We start from the raw sequence: 16,709 nt of genomic DNA, 5'->3' as shown, positions 1-16,709 counted from the left end.
GTGCCGAGCCAGGCGGTGCCGAGCCAGGCGGTGCCGAGCCAGGCGGTGCCGAGCCAGGCGGTGCCGAGCCAGGCGGTGCCGAGCCAGGCGGTGCCGAGCCAGGCGGTGCCGCTTCACCGCAGCGCCCGTCGCCGAGGCGGTGCCTCGGCCCGGCTCGACCGTCGCTGGTTGGGCGGCGGTCGAGCCGGCAAGTCAGGCTGGTTGCGGGATCCGGCTCCGACCACGCCGCCCTCGACCGGGCTGCGCCGGCTGCGGCTGCCCCTCGCCGGGCACCGGCCCCAACTCGATGTCCAGGTCACCGTCGGCGTTGTCGTCGTCCGCCTCGGGCGGAGGGGCCAACTCGTCGTCGAGCTCCGGCGGAACGTCGGCCTGCCCGCTGCTCGCGAGCGCTCTGCCGTCACCGAGGACCCCGCCGCTCGGGGAGCTGTCGTCGTCCGCCGGGACGTTGCCGAACGGGCTGGTCCGCAGCTCCGCGTAGTCGGGCAGCTCGAAGTCGTCGTCCAGCGGACTGTCGTCGGGCAGCACTGGCGCCTGCCCGGCCGGCACCGGCTCGGTGGGCTCGCCGTGCACCCGGCTTTCGGCCTCCGCGTCCTCCACGGTGCTGGTCGCCATGCTCGGCCGGTTGCGCAGGAAGCGGGCGCGCCCCCGGGACAGGTCATGGCCGACGGCGACCGCCTCCAACTCGTAGAGCGTGCGGTGGTTACCGCCGTCGTCGGTCCAGTCACGGGTGTAGAGCCGCCCGCAGACCACCACCGGATCGCCCACCATGACGGAGGCGGCCACCCCCTCGGCGAGCTTGCGCCAACAGTTGACGCGGACGCGGAGCGAATTGCCGTCAACCCACCGGCCGCTGTCCCGATCGAGTCGGCGGGCGGTGGAGGCGACCTTGAAGTTGGCCACCAGAGTGTTGCTCTGGGTCGTACGCCGCCACTCGGGCGTAGTCAGCACATTGCCGACGATTGTCACGTAAGTGTCGAACATCGTCCCTCCAGGGGGATCGGGGCCTGCCAGCGCGAGTCGACTCGACTCCGAGCATCGACACTGAGGACGCACTTCGTGAGCACCCATCCCCGACCTGTGGATGACGAACCGACCTGTGGACAAAGCCCTGATCAAGCCCGGATGTGGTACGCCCGACCCAGCCGACCCGCCGTCCACGGTTTCCCAGGCCGCCCGAACTGGGTAATGACTTGATCAACGCACCACCGACAGCTCCACGTCGACGAGAGGTCAGCGCCATGATGATCACTACCATCGGCTCCGCGAACGCTTCCGAGGCGCAGCGATGAGCGCCGTGGCGAACCCGGCCACAGTGGCTGAGTGCCTGCGGGTCGGAGCCGGGTTCTCGCAGGGCGACCGCAACTGGATCGCCGAGCAGTTCGGCACCCTCGACGCCCGGCTCGCCAGCTTCCACGCCGACGCCACCGAGCTGGAGGTGTCGGTGAAGGACCGGGAGGCGCGTGGTCAGAAGGTCACCCTGGAGTGCTGGATCGCCGGCCGGCAGAAGATCGTCACCACCTCCGCCGAGGAGGACCTGCACGCCGCGCTCAATGACGTCCGTGACGACCTGCGCCGGCGGCTCAACGACGCCAAGACCCGCCAGGAGCCCCGGCACAACAAGCACCTGCGCGACCTCCCCCAGCCACAGTTGGAGGCCGACGAGTCGGACAACCCGGCTCTCCGCGCCGACGCGGAAACGGCCTGACCCACGTCCCATCCCCGCGATCTTGCACTTTCGGCTCCCGAACAGCGACTATTGCCCCCTTTTGTCGGGACAGAAAGTGCAAGATCGCGGGGGTGAGTGGGGCGGCGGGACGAGCGCGGCGTGGGCTACCGCTGGGTAGGTTGGCGGCGTAGCGTCGCGTTTGTGGAACCGGACGTGTTGGGGCCGCCGTACGAGCGGCAGACGATCGACCTGGGTACCGACGACGAAGGCCCCGTTGTCGCGACACTGGTCCGGCGGCGGGCCGAGCGCCCCACCGGTCGGGCCGTGCTCTACGTGCACGGCTTCGTCGACTACTTCTTCCAGACCCATCTGGCCGACTTCTTCGCCGGGCGAGGCTGGGACTTCTACGCGCTCGACCTGCGCAAATACGGTCGCAGTCTGCTCCCGGGTCAGACCCCGAACTTCTGCCGCGACATCAGCGACTACTTCCCCGAGCTGGACGCCGCCGCCGAGATCATCCGCTCCGACGACGGGCACGACACACTGCTGGCGATGGGTCACTCCACCGGCGGCCTGATCATCTCGCTCTGGGCGGACGCCCGCCGCGACACCGGCACCGTCGACGGCCTGGTGCTCAACAGCCCCTTCTTCGACCTGAACGCCCCCTGGGCGGTCCGCCGACCCCTCGCGGCCGCCGCGTCCCGGCTGGGCCGCAGGGCGCCGCACCGCATCCTCCCGTTTGGGCTGGGCACCGTGTACGGCGAAAGCATCCACTCCGACCACCGCGGCGAGTGGACCTATGACCTGGCGTGGAAGCCGCTGGCCGGGTTTCCGGTCCGGGCCGGCTGGCTGAACGCGATCCGCACCGGGCAACGTCGGCTCCGCGCCGGGCTGGACATCCAGGTACCGGTGCTGCTGGCCTGCTCGACCCGCTCCTTCCGGGGCACCAAGTGGCACGACAACGCGACACTGGCCGACGCCGTACTGGACGTCGAGCACATGGTCCGCTACGCGCCCCGCCTCGGTCGCCACGTCACACTGGCCCGCTTCGACGGCGGGTTGCACGACCTCACGCTCTCCGGCCCCGCCGTACGGACAAAGGTCTTCGACGAGGTGGGCCGCTGGGCCGAGGCGTTCCTCGCCGCCGGCCCCACCGCCCCGGCCGACGCTGCGCCTACCCACGCCGATCGCGCTGACACACCGCCCGCCAACGCGCAGACGGCCGACGCGGCGGGGGCGGCGACGCCCGGCGGCTGACCGGGCCGGACGGCGCGCGGTTCAGACGTCGCCGGGCGTAGCCGGAAGGACGGCGCTGATCCGGTCGAAGGTCGCCACCGGGTGCGCGCCGACACCGGGTAGGACCAGGCCCAGGCAGTACGGGGAGACCTCACCGGTGGGTTCGGCCTGAACGACGAAGACCGGCGCGCCGACGTACCCCGGCGGCAGCTCGGTAGTGATCAGCACGGCGTCCCCGTCGCGGACCACCCGCTCGATCGCGACCTCCAGCGGCCGCGACCCGTCTTCGCGTACCCCATGGGCCAGCACGAAAGCGGAACTGGCGTCGGCGCCGAGGCGGGCGACCACCTCGGGCCCGGCGACGATCCCCGACGGCACCGGCTGGACGCGCCACCGCCAGCCGCCGTCGCCGGCATACCGGTGCAGGCCAGCGGTCGGCAACAGAGCGACCCCGTCGCCTGCGAAGCGGGCCCAACCGGGCACGATCTCGGTCTCCGAAATGACGGCCGGGGCCACCCCCGCCGGCTCGGTGACGCTCGCCCGCAGGCTCAACTCACCACCCGAACCGCCCACCAGGTCCGCCGCCGTCAACAGCGACTCCCCCACCGGGTCGTCGCCGCCCTGGAAAAAGAACGCGGTACCGAAGTCGCCCGAGGACCGGTACGGCAGGATGGCACGACCGACGACCTGGCACAGCTCGTAGGCGACGTCGCTCTCGGCGTCGGAATCCAGCAACACCAGCCAAAGGTACGGTCCGAGGCGAGGCCGGTCCGCGGTAACCCGGATGCCCGCTACGAGGCGGACGTGAGACTCTGCTCGGCAACGTGGACGCGGGCACCCTTTTTGCCGTCGGGCAGTGGGACGGCGGTACCCTCTGGGCGCGACATCCACGTCACACGCGCCCGTAGCTCAGCGGATAGAGCAGGGGACTTCTAATCCCAAGGCCGCAGGTTCGAATCCTGCCGGGCGCACCACACTTGATCTGCTCAGACACAGGTTCACTCCGAACTCCGACCAAGATCGAAGGTCCGGTGAGGGTCCGCGCGTTCGGTCCCGGCCAACCCAGGCGGTCGTCCTCGCGGCAGGTCAAGGCGTGCGTACGGCGGCAGATGGAGGCGCTGGCTCGAGACGGCTCCGTGGCCAAGATCAAGGGTGAGCGCGGGGGTGCGTCCGGCTCGACGGCGGACCGCTTCCAGTACATCCGGGAGCCCGGAGAGGCGGCCCGATGACCAAGTTTGGGTCAAGTGCGGCCTTACGGATCTTGGTGTGTCTGCCCTCGTCGGAGCCAAGTACGGCAGGGACGTTGGGCTCAAGTACGCGATCTCGTGGCCCACCGAGGTACGGCTAGGCCCCTCGCTAAGAGCGGCCGCCGATGTACGACGCGAGGAGGAGTTGTCGAGTTGATCGAACGGATCGAGGCGTCCGCTCGGGTGGCGACCGATGAGGATCGGGACGCAGCGGAGCGCGTCGAGGCAGCGGCGATCGCCTGGGCGCTGGAGCGGGCCGGATTCAAGGGTGGCATGGACATCGACGTCACCGTGGAGCCGGGCTGGACGCAAGGTCTCCGGGATCTGTTCTCCGGCAAGTTCGACCAGGGGGAGCCGGAAACGATCCGAGCGGATGTCACGACGGACCTCCCGTGGAGCGCTCACGGTGCCGCCCCGGCTCCGGCGGATCCGGACGCCTGGCGCAAGGCGGAGGCATGCGACCGACCAGCACCGTACGGAGAGCCGCGCTCGGGGCAAGGTCTTCGACCGCGGTGGCGCACGGATCGGGCGGGCACCGATGGACTAGAAGCCTCGTCCTGTAACGGTTGTTCAGCGGCGGAGCTTGGCATAGTTGTCCACAGTAGGACGTAATCTAGAGTCATCAGCTTTCGAACATTCGGTCCGATACCCACGTAACTGATCATCCAACTCGCATTGATCAGCTTTACATCGCTCCCTCTGCGTAAGAGAATGGCCTGTTCACCATCACCGGCATAGGGAGAGGTCAGTGGCCGAGGGGGACTTCCAGCAATTGCTCGATGTCATGCCCAAGATCGCGGAGGCGGTAAGGGATCTTCCGGATGGACTGAAGCAGCGGGCTTTCGAAGAATTGATCAGCACCTTCAAGGGAGTGCCGACGCCGCGAACGGCCCCCCCGGAGGTGCTGCCGGTCTCGCAGCAACCCACTGAAAACGGACGGGTTGCAGAAGCCGAGAAACAGCCTGATGTAGAGCCTTCCGCGACTGGGGGTCGGTCGCGGAGGGTCAAGAAGGCCACCACGCCACGGAAAGCCACCACCCGCAAGACTTGGGCGCCGGATCGCCACATCGACTTCTGGCCCGAGGGCAAGCAGTCGTTCAAGGACTTCGTGGAAGCCAAGCGGCCGGCAACGATCGACCAGAAAAACTTGCTTGCGGTGTTCTGGCTGGAGCACGTGGCCGAACTGCCAGCGGTTGGGGTCGGCCAGGTTCTGGCGGCCTACAAAGCTGTCGACTGGGACGAACCAGGCTCCCCCGACGTTGCGCTTCGCAAGACAGCTTCTACCCAGCACTGGATCGACACTCGGAAGAGCACGGATATCAAGACAACGCCCGGAGGCCGCAACACGGTGAAGGGCATGCCGCTACCGAAGGGCAAGAAGTGACGCTTGACGCGGCGACGGCCCTGGCGCACCTGCCGCCAAGGCTCCGCGCCGAGTTGGTAGAGGAGTTTCGCAAGATCACTCGCAACTACCGGGAGGGGCGGTGGGAAGCGGCCGAGCTAGACGGTGGACGTTTCGCGGAAGTCGGGTACACGATCCTTGCGGGCTATCTAGATGGGGGCAATTATGCCCAGACAGCCAGCAAGCCGTCCCGCTTCGACCATGCTTGCAAGCTACTGGAGAACGCGGACAGTAAGCTATATCCGAGGTCGGCGCGGGTGACGGCACCTCGTGTGCTCGTTGCGCTGTACGACATCCGCAACAATCGCGGCGTTGGGCATGTTGGCGGCGACGTAAGCGCTAATCACATGGATGCCACCTTCGTGCTGCACGCGGCTCAGTGGATCACTGCTGAGTTCGTCCGTTTGTTCCATGGCACCGACCTAGCAACGGCAACGAGCGTTGTCGAAGCCCTAGTGGAGCGCCAAGTCCCGTTGATCTGGCATGTCGGTGATACAGCGCGGGTGCTCGACCCGTCGCTGTCCCTCCCCAACAAGACTCTGCTGCTGCTTCATTCGCTCACTACGCAACTAACGGACAGGATCCTCGCCAAGCATCTCGAACAAGATCGTCTGTCCAACTACAAGAGAGTCCTCCGGCAACTCCATCGGGACCGACTTGTGGAGTACGACGAGACAACAGGCCACGTGACCCTCTCTCCCATCGGCGCAAAAGCGGTGGAGGATCGGATCCTTCCGCGGCAGGTCTTGTAGCCGGCGCAGCGGCTCCTCTCCGCACAGGAGAGGAGCCGCTGCCCAGGGGCAGTACCCGTACCGTGTAGCGCCGGCTCAAGTTCGGGGGTCCGTCGAGGGTCCGCAGCGATCTCCGGAGACGGCCGGAAGCGATCGGAAATGACTACCTGCTGGGTTGCATCTAGATGTGCGCTGACCTGCAATAACTGCACCCCGTGAGGCCCTACCAGCGTAGGGGGACGGCCATGCGAGGCGGTCCGGGGAAATGCTAGTAGCCCGTCTAATCCCAAGGCAGCAGACCCGCAGGTTCGAATCCTGCCGGGCGCTCAGGCACTTCCCTCTTCCGACCAGCTCGCGTGGGGCTGTTCGTGGTGCGAGCGGTCTACGGTGACCCCGTGGGCAGCCTCGAACGGACGCACTAAGCGCCAGCGGCGCGAGATCGAAACGCTGCCCAGCGAGTTACTGCGGGTGAAGGTCTATGCCGGGGTCGACCCGATCGGCGGAATGAAGCCTGGCGCGATCCGGACTGGGGGCGCTGGTCTGGCTCGCCATCACGACGGGCGCCCGGCGCGGCGAGCTGTGCGCACTACGTTGGCAGCATCTCGACCTGGCCGTCGGTGTGCTGAGTTGCGGCGCAGCGCCTACCTGGACAAACACGGCGAGCTGCGGGAGAAGGACACCAAGACGCACCAGCAGCGGCGGGATACTCTCGACCCGAAGACGATCGAAGTGCAGCGGGGGGTTGCACGGGCGTTATCTCGACCGCCTGGCGCAGCTCGATGCGGACGCCGACTCTGCCGATTATATCGTCTCCCCCGAACCGGACAACAGCCGTGGCTATCGACCGACATCATCACCCGGCGGTACGGTCGGCTCGCCACCCGGCTGGGCATGGACAGCCACATCAACGCGCTGCGCCATTACTGGGCTAACGAACTGATCAACGCGGGTGTCGATGCACGGACGGTCGCCGGGCGGTTTGGCCACGGCGGGACAACGGCGCTCCGGGTCTACGCCGCCTAGCTCTCGGGATCGGACCAACGGGCCGCCGGGACGCTGGCCGCTTGGATGCCACCGCGACCTGTCGCACCGACGCAACGCACGGCGGAGTGCAGCCCTTACCGGGTGATAGCGGCAGAGCTTCGCGAGCGGATCGCAACCGCCACTACGGCAGGGCGATCAGCTCCCTGTGATTGCCGAACTGGCGGCGGCGCATGGCGTCTTCGTCGGCACAACTCCCCCGCCTGTGGCCTCTTGGCAGCAGCAGAGCAGTTGATGAGCGTGACCCGAGATCGCCGAGCGGCCGTAGCGTCTGCGCGAGTTGCGGGCTTGGGCCGATATGCGCTGTTTTCCGGGCCGCCGCAAGGAGGGCTACACCCAGACGGACGGCTGGACCTGAGCGCTCAGAACGGGGTCGATCGGCTAGCGCTCGCCCATTAGCCTGGCTCAGTGACTGACCGCCAACCCTTTCAAAGTCTAAGCGACCGGCTTGCCGGCCGGTTGCCGGACAGAGCCCTACACGACGGCGTGCCCGACTGGCTAGAAATGCCACTTCGCCACTGGATAAGTGCGTCTCTTGAAGAGGAATACGATACAGCCCGTCGGGTATGCCTTCGCCTCCGCCTAACACCAAGAACCAAGCAAAACTACGAGACAAGGTTGGTTCGCGCCGACATTCCGGAGTTGCTCGATGTCGTTGACGCGATCCTTCAGTCTCACCCCGGATGGAGTCGATCTGAAAATGTATACAACGTTCACAGGATGGCAGGTACCTTTGAATACTGGATCGACCGCCTAGCTGAGCTGCAAGACGTTCTGTCGGACGGCGGCTCGTCGTATCGGATTGAGTTGGACGAGCGACGGTTGGTTCGCAGGGTAGGCGACACCGTTGAGCAGGCGCTCGATCAGGCCGTAGTTGCAGCTCCGAAAGATGCTGCGGCGCATATACGGGCAGCTTGGGTGGCGGCTTATGGCCGCAACCCAGACCCGGATAAAGCATTCAATGAGGCCATAAGAGCAGTTGAAGAGATTGCCTGCCCCCTCGTGGAGGAAAAGAGAGCCGATAGCAACAAGTCAACGCTCGGTACCGTCATCGGACAACTTAAGAGCGTGCCGCACAAGTGGAACGTTATTCTTCCTGACAGGTCTGGCGATCTGCGCAACGCGGAAGGCGTTGTGGTGATGATGGAGTTGCTCTGGCATGCCCAGCATTCACGCCATGGCGGAGGTGCTAGTTCTCGTCGGCAGAACCAGGAAGAGGCGGAGGCAGCGGTTAATTTGGCGGTTCTGCTCGTTCATTGGCTTGCTACAGGCGTACTTCGGGCTGCTTAACTGCTGCGAGCGGATCCCCGCGTCCGGCAGTCATCGACCAACGAGGGGATCCGCCCGGCGCGCCCCGGCCGATATTGCGCTGGCCGCCATCGGGCGGGGCCGGGCCGACGCCGGCTCACCTGCGGCCCGCCTCAAAGAGGCACGGGGTCGATTCGCGGCTGATCGATAAATTGACATGATGTGCCTATGCGCTTGCTAGTGCTCGGCGGAACCTGGTTCGTAGGCCACGCGACCGTCACAGCAGCCATCGACGCTGGCTGGGAGGTCACTACCTTCAACCGGGGCACCTCCGACCCCTTCCTAGAAGCTGTACGGCCCATCCGAGGCGATCGAACCCACCCCGAAGACATCGCCACCCTCGCTGCTGCCGGCCCTTGGGATGCCGTGATTGACACCTCGGGATACGTACCGAGGAACACTCTCGACGTGGCCCGTGCTCTCGCTCCCGTCGTCGGTCGCTACGTCTTCATGTCTACGGTCAGCGTCTACCGAGACTGGCCATTGAAGCCGCTCACCGAACGCTCCGACGTGCTTTACTGCCCGCCTGACGCCGGCCCGGACTACGGCACGGACACCGAGGACGGGCCGACCCAATACGGCTACCAAAAGTCCGGTTGCGAGGCAGCAGTGGTCGCCGCGTTCGGAGTAGATCGGACGACGATTCTGCGTCCCGGTGTCGTGCTCGGTCCGCGTGAGTACGTCGGCCGCCTGCCGTGGTGGCTGCGTCGCGTGGCTGCCGGTGGACAAGTCCTAGCCCCCGGCTCCCCCGACCGCACAATCCAGCCGATCGACGTACGCGACCTGGCCGCATTCGCACTCCACACCATCACCGAGGGCTCCTCGGGCGCGTTCAACGTCTGCGCCCCGGTGGACGGCGCCACCTTCGGCGGACTACTGGCGGACTGCGCCCACGCGACTCGGGCTGACGCCTCCTTCGACTGGGTGCCCGACGAGGTGCTGTTCAACCAAGGAGTGCGGCAGTGGTCCGAGCTGCCCCTATGGCGCACGTTCGACGGCGTGTGGCGGGTCGAGACCGCCAAAGCGCAGGCAGCCGGCCTGCGCTGCCGGCCGCTCGCCCTGACCGTCCGCGACACCTGGCGATGGTTGGTGGAGATTGGCGAGCACAGCAACCACGATCGGGCTGCGGAGATCGGCATGAGTCGGGAGAAGGAGGAGCAGGTGTTGGCCGCCTGGCACCGGTCAGGTGAGCGGACGGGCTGAGGTTTCCGACAACCACGCCGAGATACGCTCGGCGAGCTGCCGCGCGTCTGCGTCACGGTCCCACGGCGATTCACTCAGCAGGTGCTCTATCCGCGACAGCCGGCCTGTCAGTGAAACGTTTCGCTTCTGCGCCGGCAGGTCCAAGACGGTGCGCAGCGCTTCAGCCGCGCCATCCTTGTCCTGCATGTGAAGGTGAGCAGCGGCCACATCGATCTGCGTGCCATTGATCTGCGAGTACGGCCGTCTGGGCGAGGGCAACGCCTCGTACACCTGCAACGCCTCTCGGGCGTACCTCGCGGCTTGCTCGCCGTTCCGGAGGTCAAGCCATGCCGCCGCTGCACATGCCGCCGCCCGTGCTTCGCCGAATGCGAATTCCCCGCCAGTAGAGGTGGCGAGTTCGTCGGGTCGGTCCGCTGCCGATTCTCTGTCTCGTTGGGCTGCTCCTAAGACGGCAGCGACTGAATCGGAATCGGCGAGCAGCGCATGAGAGCGAGAAGCGATATACCGGAGCCTCAGTCTCGGCTCCCCCTCCGGCGCCGCTCGGATGGCACGGGCGAAGTAGCTCAGTGCGGAATCAGGCTCGTTGCGCCAGTTTGCAAGTGTCATTTGCAGGCCGTAGGTCCATGCCTTCAATGACGCATATCCGGCCAAGTCGGCGTACTGCGTCGATGCCCTGGCCAGTGCCGCCGACTCGTTCCAGTGCCCTAGATCGAAGGCGGTGGAAGCCATGAGGGAGGCGCTCTGGCCGATAATCACGTAGAGATCGGCCAACTCAACGGGCCGACGGGTGCGCTCAACTAAAGCTCTTGCCTCGTCGCGTAACCGCCGGGCGCCGCCGAACACATCGAAGGCTCCCATGCCGCCCGACCGGGCGAGCAGCGTTACGTCTTCCTGCAAGGACTCGATGGAGTCGTGCGGCAGAGCAAGACTCATCAGCAAGGGATCGTTGGCGACCGAGTCGGCAGCAGCACTCACACCATCCAGAACAATGCCGTCGCTACCAGCAATTCCCTCCGACTGCATACGGCTGAGCGTTTCGAAGAAACGTGATCGAACCGAATCCGATACACGGCCCAGGGCGGCCTCCAGCAACTCTTGGTTCGCGCTTCCAGGAACAGTGTCGGGCCGACTATGCCAGTAGGCGACTGTCCTTGTCGCGATCCCGAGCCACCCCGCGAATCCCTCGTTCGTCATCCTCGAGGCGACTTGAAGCGAGCAGGCGAGTTTTCCTGTCCACCGGTCTACCGTCGCCACCGTAGTCTCCCGAGCTTGCAAGTTGCATCGGATTTCCGCGCATTGCACTGGGTTTGCATCGGCACCCCAACCGCTTTCGACTTCACTGGGTTTCAGCAGGCCGAACGGAACGCCAACCACAGACTACTGAGGAGACGGCCGTGGCTGAACCCCTCGCTTTTCAAGAACGATCCTCCCCGGTTCCGGGGACCACTCGGAGATCGACCGGAAGAGGCGAAACCGCGGCGAACCACAGTGGGCGTGGACGGAAGAGGCGGATTCTCCGACCCTGGCGCGAGCCTGAGCGCATCTGTGGACATCAGACGTACATCGGTTGCGTCAAGAATGCCGCTAGGCCGCGATGGGCGAGCCTCAGGGTCCCTGGGGACCCGTCAGCACGAGAGCCGATTGTGACCAAGGTCCGGTGGTACCGACCGAACGGGGATCACGGTGCCGATCGATGAACCGATCTCCAGAGCGACAGAGCTGTTCATAGCCAAGCGAATCTTGGACACGCACTGGACTCGGGCACTCGACCAGCCTTGGCGTGCAGGAGGGTGCCTAGAGTGCCGAGATCGAAACGTCTGCCCACAGCTTGATTGGGCCATCGAGCTGGCCGCAGAAGTGGCAGCGGTCATGTTGCAGAAGGGTTGATCTGCGAGTCGTCAAAATCGTCCGACGGCTCTGGCAGCCGCACCTCTTGGACGCGTCCATGATCGAGCCACTGCCTCCGCTACCGCTGCGCGTTGAGCGGGGGCCGGCCCGAGCTGCGCTCCGCCCGGGACGGGAGCCGACTGCGTGCAGGATCCATGGGTACGAACTGCACGTCACCCGGGCTGCGGAGTACTTCGAGAGTGAAGAGCACCCGATCGCTCTGGAAGAGTGGCTCGCCTACGCGGAACGCAGTCCGACGCTCACCCAGGGCGGATGGATCTGGTGGGACGAGGACCGCCACCCCTTCTACGTGTTCCCCTGCGGCGATGGAAGCGTTGTCTCGTTGACCTGGTTCGAAGGTGCCATCGAGATCAAGGGCCACTTCGACGGCGATGCCTACCGGGAATTCGGGGGCCTTGCCGAGGACTTTCAGGCAAACCTTCAGGGCGACGACGGGGAGCGGTACACGCTGAACGGTGTCCTTCCTCCGATCCATTAGAGGTCCACGGACGACGAACGGCCCCTGCCCTGGTGGGAGGGACCGCGTGGTGCTTGACGTCGGTTTCGCGGGCCGCCGCCGCGTGTGGTGCTCAGCCCTGCTGGTGACGCTCATTGCGCCGAAGGGCCTCTTCGAGTTGGTCCTCAAGAATGATGATCCGGCAGGCCGAGGCCAGGTCGGTGCCCTGGTCGCACATCTCCCGAGCTCGCGCGGCGAGGCGCAGTTGGTAGCGGGAGTAGCGGCGGTGGCCGCCACTGGAGCGTTGCGGGTCGATCAGCTTCGCAGCGCCGAGTCGGCGTAGGAAGTCCTGCGAGCAGCCGAGGATCTCGGCGGCGCGGCCCATCGTGTAGGCGGGGTAGTCCTCATCGTCGAGCATGTCGTCGGGTTGAGCCATGGAACCTCCGTCACGAGGGCCCCGGTGCTCGGAAGCACCGGGGCCCAAGGGTTGTGGGTCAGGAACACCATCTACCGACGGAACGTCGGCTTGTCTTGTCCGCACCAGCCGTCAGGGACGGCTTCGGGTGCGAGGATCGCATATGCGTGACCGGAGACCACCTCTCGTTCGAGGGAAACTGCGGTGTCCGCGCCCAGCCCTCGAATGCGACTGGCAGCGGGCGATCCAACGGTGTAATGCCCTCCCTTGCCTCTGATTTCCTCTGTCGTACTCCGTGCTGTCCGTCGGTGTCCGAGCCCCACGCGACTTCATGGCCCTGACACGTACGACGAACTTTCGTTACGCCGGGTGCGGCCCTGAACAAGCGTCGGCCCCACCCGCTGTCACACGTCCTTCCGCGTACTGCCTAACTACGGCAAATGTCTGCCGCCGAGCTGGGCAGGCCCTGCAGGTTCCCTGGGCCCCACCCCTTCGCCCTCGTGCGGGGCGGCAACGTCAGCGTCTTTGTTTACTCTGCTCTCGACCACAGGAACGTTAGTTGGCAACGGCACGAATGTCTACCGCTTCGCTCATAGATTTTCTCCGAGGACGGAGATCGCCTGGACGGCCGACCCGGACGGCAACCCGATCCAGATCGTCCAACAGCTCTAGGGGTCGCGGCGGGGCACCTGCGCCAACAGCTGGGCCCTACGAGGCCTACCGCACACATAGTGCCCGGCGGGTGTCTACGGGTTGGCCGGCCTGCGGCGTTAATAGGGCGTGACGTTCGAGGAGTACGCGTTCGCTCGCACTTCGGCGCTGGTGCGGCTCGCCCGGCTGCTGACCGGTGACGAGCACCGAGCCGAGGATCTGGTTCAGGATGTCCTCGCTCGGGTGTACGCCAGATGGGGCCACATCTCGCGGACGGACCGTCCCGATGCCTACGTCCGGCGCATGCTCGTCAACACCCACAACTCTTGGTGGCGTCGGCGCAGCAGCCGGGAGGTCTCGGTTGCCGCGGTGCTCGATCGGGCGGACGACGTGGACGAGGCCGCCGGGGTCGCCGAGCGTGACGCGCTGTGGCGGTTGGTCTGTGCTCTGCCGGCGCGTCAGCGCACAGTGGTCGTTCTGCGCTACTACGAGGATCTGGACGACACGGCGATCGCCGAGATCCTGGCCTGTTCGACCGGGACGGTACGCACACACGCGAAGCGGGCCTTGGCGGCGCTGCGTCAGCGTCAGGTTGCGGCAACCCACGCATGGGCAGGAGAGATCTGATGTTCAGTGACCTCGACGAGCAGCTCGCCAGCACGCTCAGGCATCGGGCGGGCGGCGACATCGATCCGACGCCGATCGTGCAACGGGCCCGGCATCGTGGGCGGCGGTTGCGCCTGCGGCGACGGGGGCTGATCGCCGGCGGCGTGGCGGCGGCGTGTGCCGCTCTCACCTCGGTGGTTCTGGTGATCCCGGGCGTTCGGGGCGCCGATGACCCGATCATGCCGGCCACGGCGCTGATGCTGCCGGAGGCTCAGAGCGATGGGACCGTACGCCCCGAGGATGTCGGCGCCGATCCCACGACTGTGCACTTCTCTACCGACACGTTGGTGAGCGATGCCGACTTCGCGTCCTGGCGCACCGGGCGCGGCATCGAGAGCGTCGAGTTTCGGGGCCCGAGCGGTCAGGCCCGTTTCGTGCTGGCCCGCACCGAAGGGCTGCTGGACGGGCTCCAGCAGACGTTGTCCTCGCAGGGGCGACCGCAGGGACGCACCGAGGTGCGGGTCGGCGACCGCCCGGGGGTCGCCTGGTTCGATCCGTCCGGCGACCGGAAGCTGTGGTTCGTCCGCTGGCAACCCGCCGAGGGGCTCTGGGCCCAGGTGGACACGTACGCGACCGACCTGCAAGAGGCGGCCGGCACGGCGGGCCGGGTCCGGTTCGACGGTGCCCACCGCTGCGTCGTGCCGTTCCGCCTGGAGTCGCTGCCGCCCGACGGACGGCTGCTGGAGTGCTCGGTCACGTTCGGCCGGTCGGCGCGGGACATCTTCGTCGAGGGCTCTCTGGTGGTCGGTGACGCAACCGGCCGTTGGCTGACCGTTCGGGCGCAACCCGCCCCGGCCGGCGACGACGCCCGCCGAGGGGATCTGGTCGCCGGCCCCTACCGGGCCCGCCGGCAAGGCAGTGACGTGCTGGAGATGGTCGTCGAGCAGTGCGTCGTCGAGGCGTTTCGCAAGGGTTGGGGGGACGGCTACACCGAGGCGGAGGGCTTGGCGATCCTCGGCGGCTACCGGCCGGCCCGCGATCTCGACCGCCCGGACACCTGGTGACGCACTGCGTCAGCGCCGCCCGGCTCGGGCTCAGACGGGCCCCAGCAGGGTTACCAGCGCGTCGTCGCCCTGGCCGAGCTGCGCAGCGCCGGTCGCTGGCGCGACCAGGAACCGGCGGCAGCCGTCGAGTTCCACGTACCGGTCGGGGCCTGCGCCCTGGAGCGGGCGTAGCAGGGCGAAGCGGGTCGCCGGGGTGGCACAGTCGATCACCGCCCGGCGGTTGGAGAGCGCCCGGAACACGCCCGCCTGGCGCTCGGTCGGCAGCGGACCGCCGTACACGAAATCGCCTGCCGGTTTCTCGCCCTCCTGGAGCGACGCGGGCACCTGGTACACGCAGAGGCGCAGCGGCCCGGCGGCCGGCGGTAGCCCCGGCCCGGGCGGCCCGGGGCGACCGTTGCGGGTCTCCACAGACACCATGTCCGTCCACTGCTGCGCGCATCCGGCGGCCTCGGCCGCCGCGGATTCGGTCTGCTGGATGGTACGGGTGTCCACGGTGGTCCACTGCGGCCCGGCCAACGCGGCGATCACCTCGGCGCGAGGTTTGCCGCAGGAGTCCGTCGGGATGTGGGGCCGCAGCCAGCGCCCCCGGTCGTCCACGAGTGCCAACCACGGCGGGATGACCATCTCGAGGGTGCAGGCGACCTCCCCGCCGGTCTGCTCGCTGGGCAGGCGCAGCGCGGTGAGCAGCGGTCCGATCTGCTCGGCGCGTCGCTCGGTGGCGATCTGCTCCTGGCCGCCGTTAGGGCCCGGCCGCATCTCGCGTGCGCAGATCACGGCCGCGACCGGGTTGAATGCCGGGTCGATGCGACCGGGAGTCGGTTCTTTCACTGCCGGCGGCGACGTCTCAGTGGTCGGCGCCGCGATCATCTCGCCGGCCCGCGGTGCCTCCCTGGCACAGGAGGTCCACCGGTCGACGATCTGGGCCGGGCCGGGCTCCCTCGGATCACCCGGCCCGATCACCGTGCCACCGCAGCCACCCAGCGTCATGCCGAGCAGTGCCACCGTCAGTACCGTCCGGGACGAGCGCATCCGGCTCACCACCCTTCCACCCGGGGATGAGACGGACGACGGACGCGTCCGGTTCCGGCCGGCCGGTCGCAGCACCTCACCTGCGTGATCGACTCGGGTTCCTTGATGTCGGGGTGTCGGGCGGCCCCGGATGCCCCGACGTCCATGAACGCGAGTGGATCACGCGCCTAACGTCCGGCCGGGAGCGTGACGTGGGCGACCGCCGGGGGCCGCGCCGGCTGGGCCCGGGGCGTCCGCCGGCAGAATGGCCGAATGGCACATCTGGGACTTGTCGCGCTGCTGGTGCGGGAGTACGACGAGGCGATCGACTTCTACGTCGGCGACCTCGGTTTCGAGCTGGTGGAGGACACCGCCCGACCCGACGGTTCACGCTGGGTGGTGGTCCGCCCGGCGGGGGCCCGGGAGACGGCAGTGCTGCTGGCCCGGGCGAGCAGCGCCGAGCAGCAGGCTCGGATCGGTGACCAGACCGGCGGCCGGGTCGGGCTGTTCCTCCACACGGAGGATTTCGCCCGGGACCATTCCCGGATGGTGGCGGCCGGGGTGCGTTTTCTGGAGGAACCGCGGCACGAGGCGTACGGTTCGGTAGCGGTGTTCGTCGATATCTACGGCAACCGCTGGGATCTCCTTCAGCCCCGCAGCACAGAGTGACACATTAGCGACACTCCGCACACAAAGGATCACCCCGCCACGGTCCGCCATGCTATTGTCCGATGTCGATCTACGCCGTGTGGACCCGGACCGGGTCGTTGTCGGAAGGACACTTCCC

The 16,709-nt window shown here is 67.2% G+C and carries 16 protein-coding genes and 1 tRNA gene; 12 read left to right on the top strand and 5 right to left on the bottom strand.

Annotated features, from left to right (window positions below; translation table 11 throughout):
* Positions 1-192 precede the first annotated feature (192 nt).
* Positions 193-981, bottom strand: coding sequence for a single-stranded DNA-binding protein (locus AB0B98_RS27810; RefSeq protein WP_357366462.1), 789 nt, complete (start codon positions 979-981; stop codon positions 193-195).
* A 304-nt stretch (positions 982-1,285) separates the two neighbouring features.
* Between AB0B98_RS27810 and AB0B98_RS27805 the strand changes: the two genes are divergently transcribed.
* Positions 1,286-1,705: an HPF/RaiA family ribosome-associated protein gene (locus AB0B98_RS27805; RefSeq protein ID WP_357366461.1), complete on the top strand. Its 420-nt coding sequence runs from the start codon at positions 1,286-1,288 to the stop codon at positions 1,703-1,705.
* A gap of 162 nt (positions 1,706-1,867) precedes the next feature.
* Positions 1,868-2,923 carry an alpha/beta hydrolase gene (locus AB0B98_RS27800; protein ID WP_357366459.1) on the top strand — a complete coding sequence of 352 codons (1,056 nt, stop codon included), beginning with the start codon at positions 1,868-1,870 and terminating at the stop codon, positions 2,921-2,923.
* 21 nt (positions 2,924-2,944) lie between these two features.
* Here the strand turns inward: AB0B98_RS27800 and AB0B98_RS27795 are convergent, their stop codons facing one another.
* Entirely contained in the window at positions 2,945-3,640 is a 696-nt protein-coding gene (locus tag AB0B98_RS27795; RefSeq protein ID WP_357366457.1) for a hypothetical protein, read from the bottom strand.
* Positions 3,641-3,800: 160 nt separating this feature from the next.
* On the opposite strand from AB0B98_RS27795, the gene AB0B98_RS27790 reads away from it, so the two are divergent.
* The 6 genes from AB0B98_RS27790 (at position 3,801) to AB0B98_RS27765 (ending at position 9,834) form a co-directional block, all read left to right on the top strand.
* Positions 3,801-3,876 (top strand) — tRNA-Arg (locus tag AB0B98_RS27790).
* A 1,021-nt stretch (positions 3,877-4,897) separates the two neighbouring features.
* The gene (locus AB0B98_RS27785; RefSeq protein WP_357366455.1) at positions 4,898-5,533 is read left to right on the top strand and encodes a hypothetical protein; all 636 of its coding nucleotides are present in this window, start codon (positions 4,898-4,900) and stop codon (positions 5,531-5,533) included.
* Positions 5,530-6,303 (top strand): hypothetical protein, encoded by a 774-nt coding sequence (locus AB0B98_RS27780; RefSeq protein WP_357366453.1) that lies wholly within the window; start codon positions 5,530-5,532, stop codon positions 6,301-6,303. The genes AB0B98_RS27785 and AB0B98_RS27780 overlap by 4 nt, the downstream gene beginning before the upstream one ends.
* Positions 6,304-7,173: 870 nt before the next feature.
* Positions 7,174-7,305, top strand: coding sequence for a tyrosine-type recombinase/integrase (locus AB0B98_RS27775; protein WP_357366451.1), 132 nt, complete (start codon positions 7,174-7,176; stop codon positions 7,303-7,305).
* Positions 7,306-7,731: 426 nt separating this feature from the next.
* A complete protein-coding gene (locus AB0B98_RS27770; protein ID WP_357366449.1) occupies positions 7,732-8,613 on the top strand; it encodes a hypothetical protein in 882 nt (293 codons plus the stop codon).
* Between the two features lie 186 nt (positions 8,614-8,799).
* Positions 8,800-9,834, top strand: a complete 1,035-nt coding sequence (locus AB0B98_RS27765; protein ID WP_357366447.1) for an NAD-dependent epimerase/dehydratase family protein — start codon at positions 8,800-8,802, stop codon at positions 9,832-9,834.
* Here AB0B98_RS27765 and AB0B98_RS27760 read toward each other — a convergent pair.
* A complete protein-coding gene (locus AB0B98_RS27760; RefSeq protein WP_357366445.1) occupies positions 9,814-11,028 on the bottom strand; it encodes a hypothetical protein in 1,215 nt (404 codons plus the stop codon). The genes AB0B98_RS27765 and AB0B98_RS27760 overlap by 21 nt on opposite strands.
* 751 nt (positions 11,029-11,779) lie before the next feature.
* Here AB0B98_RS27760 and AB0B98_RS27755 point away from each other — a divergent pair.
* Entirely contained in the window at positions 11,780-12,220 is a 441-nt protein-coding gene (locus AB0B98_RS27755; protein WP_357366443.1) for a hypothetical protein, read from the top strand.
* Positions 12,221-12,311: 91 nt separating this feature from the next.
* Here AB0B98_RS27755 and AB0B98_RS27750 read toward each other — a convergent pair whose 3' ends face one another.
* On the bottom strand, positions 12,312-12,614 hold the full coding sequence (locus AB0B98_RS27750) for a MerR family transcriptional regulator (RefSeq protein WP_112584110.1): 303 nt from the start codon (positions 12,612-12,614) through the stop codon (positions 12,312-12,314).
* Between the two features lie 759 nt (positions 12,615-13,373).
* Between AB0B98_RS27750 and AB0B98_RS27745 the strand changes: the two genes are divergently transcribed.
* Together AB0B98_RS27745 and AB0B98_RS27740 are read left to right on the top strand one after the other, a co-directional pair.
* On the top strand, positions 13,374-13,871 hold the full coding sequence (locus AB0B98_RS27745) for a SigE family RNA polymerase sigma factor (protein WP_357366441.1): 498 nt from the start codon (positions 13,374-13,376) through the stop codon (positions 13,869-13,871).
* Positions 13,871-14,914: a hypothetical protein gene (locus AB0B98_RS27740; protein WP_357366439.1), complete on the top strand. Its 1,044-nt coding sequence runs from the start codon at positions 13,871-13,873 to the stop codon at positions 14,912-14,914. The genes AB0B98_RS27745 and AB0B98_RS27740 overlap by 1 nt, the downstream gene beginning before the upstream one ends.
* A 30-nt stretch (positions 14,915-14,944) precedes the next feature.
* Here AB0B98_RS27740 and AB0B98_RS27735 read toward each other — a convergent pair whose 3' ends face one another.
* Positions 14,945-15,943 (bottom strand): hypothetical protein, encoded by a 999-nt coding sequence (locus AB0B98_RS27735; RefSeq protein WP_357366437.1) that lies wholly within the window; start codon positions 15,941-15,943, stop codon positions 14,945-14,947.
* Between the two features lie 252 nt (positions 15,944-16,195).
* Here AB0B98_RS27735 and AB0B98_RS27730 point away from each other — a divergent pair, with 252 nt between their 5' ends.
* Entirely contained in the window at positions 16,196-16,591 is a 396-nt protein-coding gene (locus AB0B98_RS27730; protein WP_357366435.1) for a VOC family protein, read from the top strand.
* The last annotated feature ends 118 nt before the right edge of the window (positions 16,592-16,709 follow it).

This window comes from Micromonospora sp. NPDC048947, assembly GCF_040649495.1.
In the GTDB taxonomy this organism is placed as follows: Bacteria; Actinomycetota; Actinomycetes; order Mycobacteriales; family Micromonosporaceae; genus Micromonospora; species Micromonospora alfalfae.
Note: the sequence above shows the minus strand (reverse complement) of the source record. Positions and strands in the feature narration are given on the sequence as shown.

What these genes read in the sequence shown, in the direction of transcription:
- AB0B98_RS27740 (WP_357366439.1), top strand. Translation starts at nt 13,871, where the DNA reads ATGTTCAGTGACCTCGACGAGCAGCTCGCCAGCACGCTCAGGCATCGG.
- AB0B98_RS27735 (WP_357366437.1), bottom strand. Translation starts at nt 15,943, where the DNA reads ATGCGCTCGTCCCGGACGGTACTGACGGTGGCACTGCTCGGCATGACG.
- AB0B98_RS27810 (WP_357366462.1), bottom strand. Translation starts at nt 981, where the DNA reads ATGTTCGACACTTACGTGACAATCGTCGGCAATGTGCTGACTACGCCC.
- AB0B98_RS27775 (WP_357366451.1), top strand. Translation starts at nt 7,174, where the DNA reads ATGGACAGCCACATCAACGCGCTGCGCCATTACTGGGCTAACGAACTG.
- AB0B98_RS27755 (WP_357366443.1), top strand. Translation starts at nt 11,780, where the DNA reads ATGATCGAGCCACTGCCTCCGCTACCGCTGCGCGTTGAGCGGGGGCCG.
- AB0B98_RS27730 (WP_357366435.1), top strand. Translation starts at nt 16,196, where the DNA reads ATGGCACATCTGGGACTTGTCGCGCTGCTGGTGCGGGAGTACGACGAG.
- AB0B98_RS27760 (WP_357366445.1), bottom strand. Translation starts at nt 11,028, where the DNA reads ATGACGAACGAGGGATTCGCGGGGTGGCTCGGGATCGCGACAAGGACA.
- AB0B98_RS27750 (WP_112584110.1), bottom strand. Translation starts at nt 12,614, where the DNA reads ATGGCTCAACCCGACGACATGCTCGACGATGAGGACTACCCCGCCTAC.
- AB0B98_RS27805 (WP_357366461.1), top strand. Translation starts at nt 1,286, where the DNA reads ATGAGCGCCGTGGCGAACCCGGCCACAGTGGCTGAGTGCCTGCGGGTC.
- AB0B98_RS27765 (WP_357366447.1), top strand. Translation starts at nt 8,800, where the DNA reads ATGCGCTTGCTAGTGCTCGGCGGAACCTGGTTCGTAGGCCACGCGACC.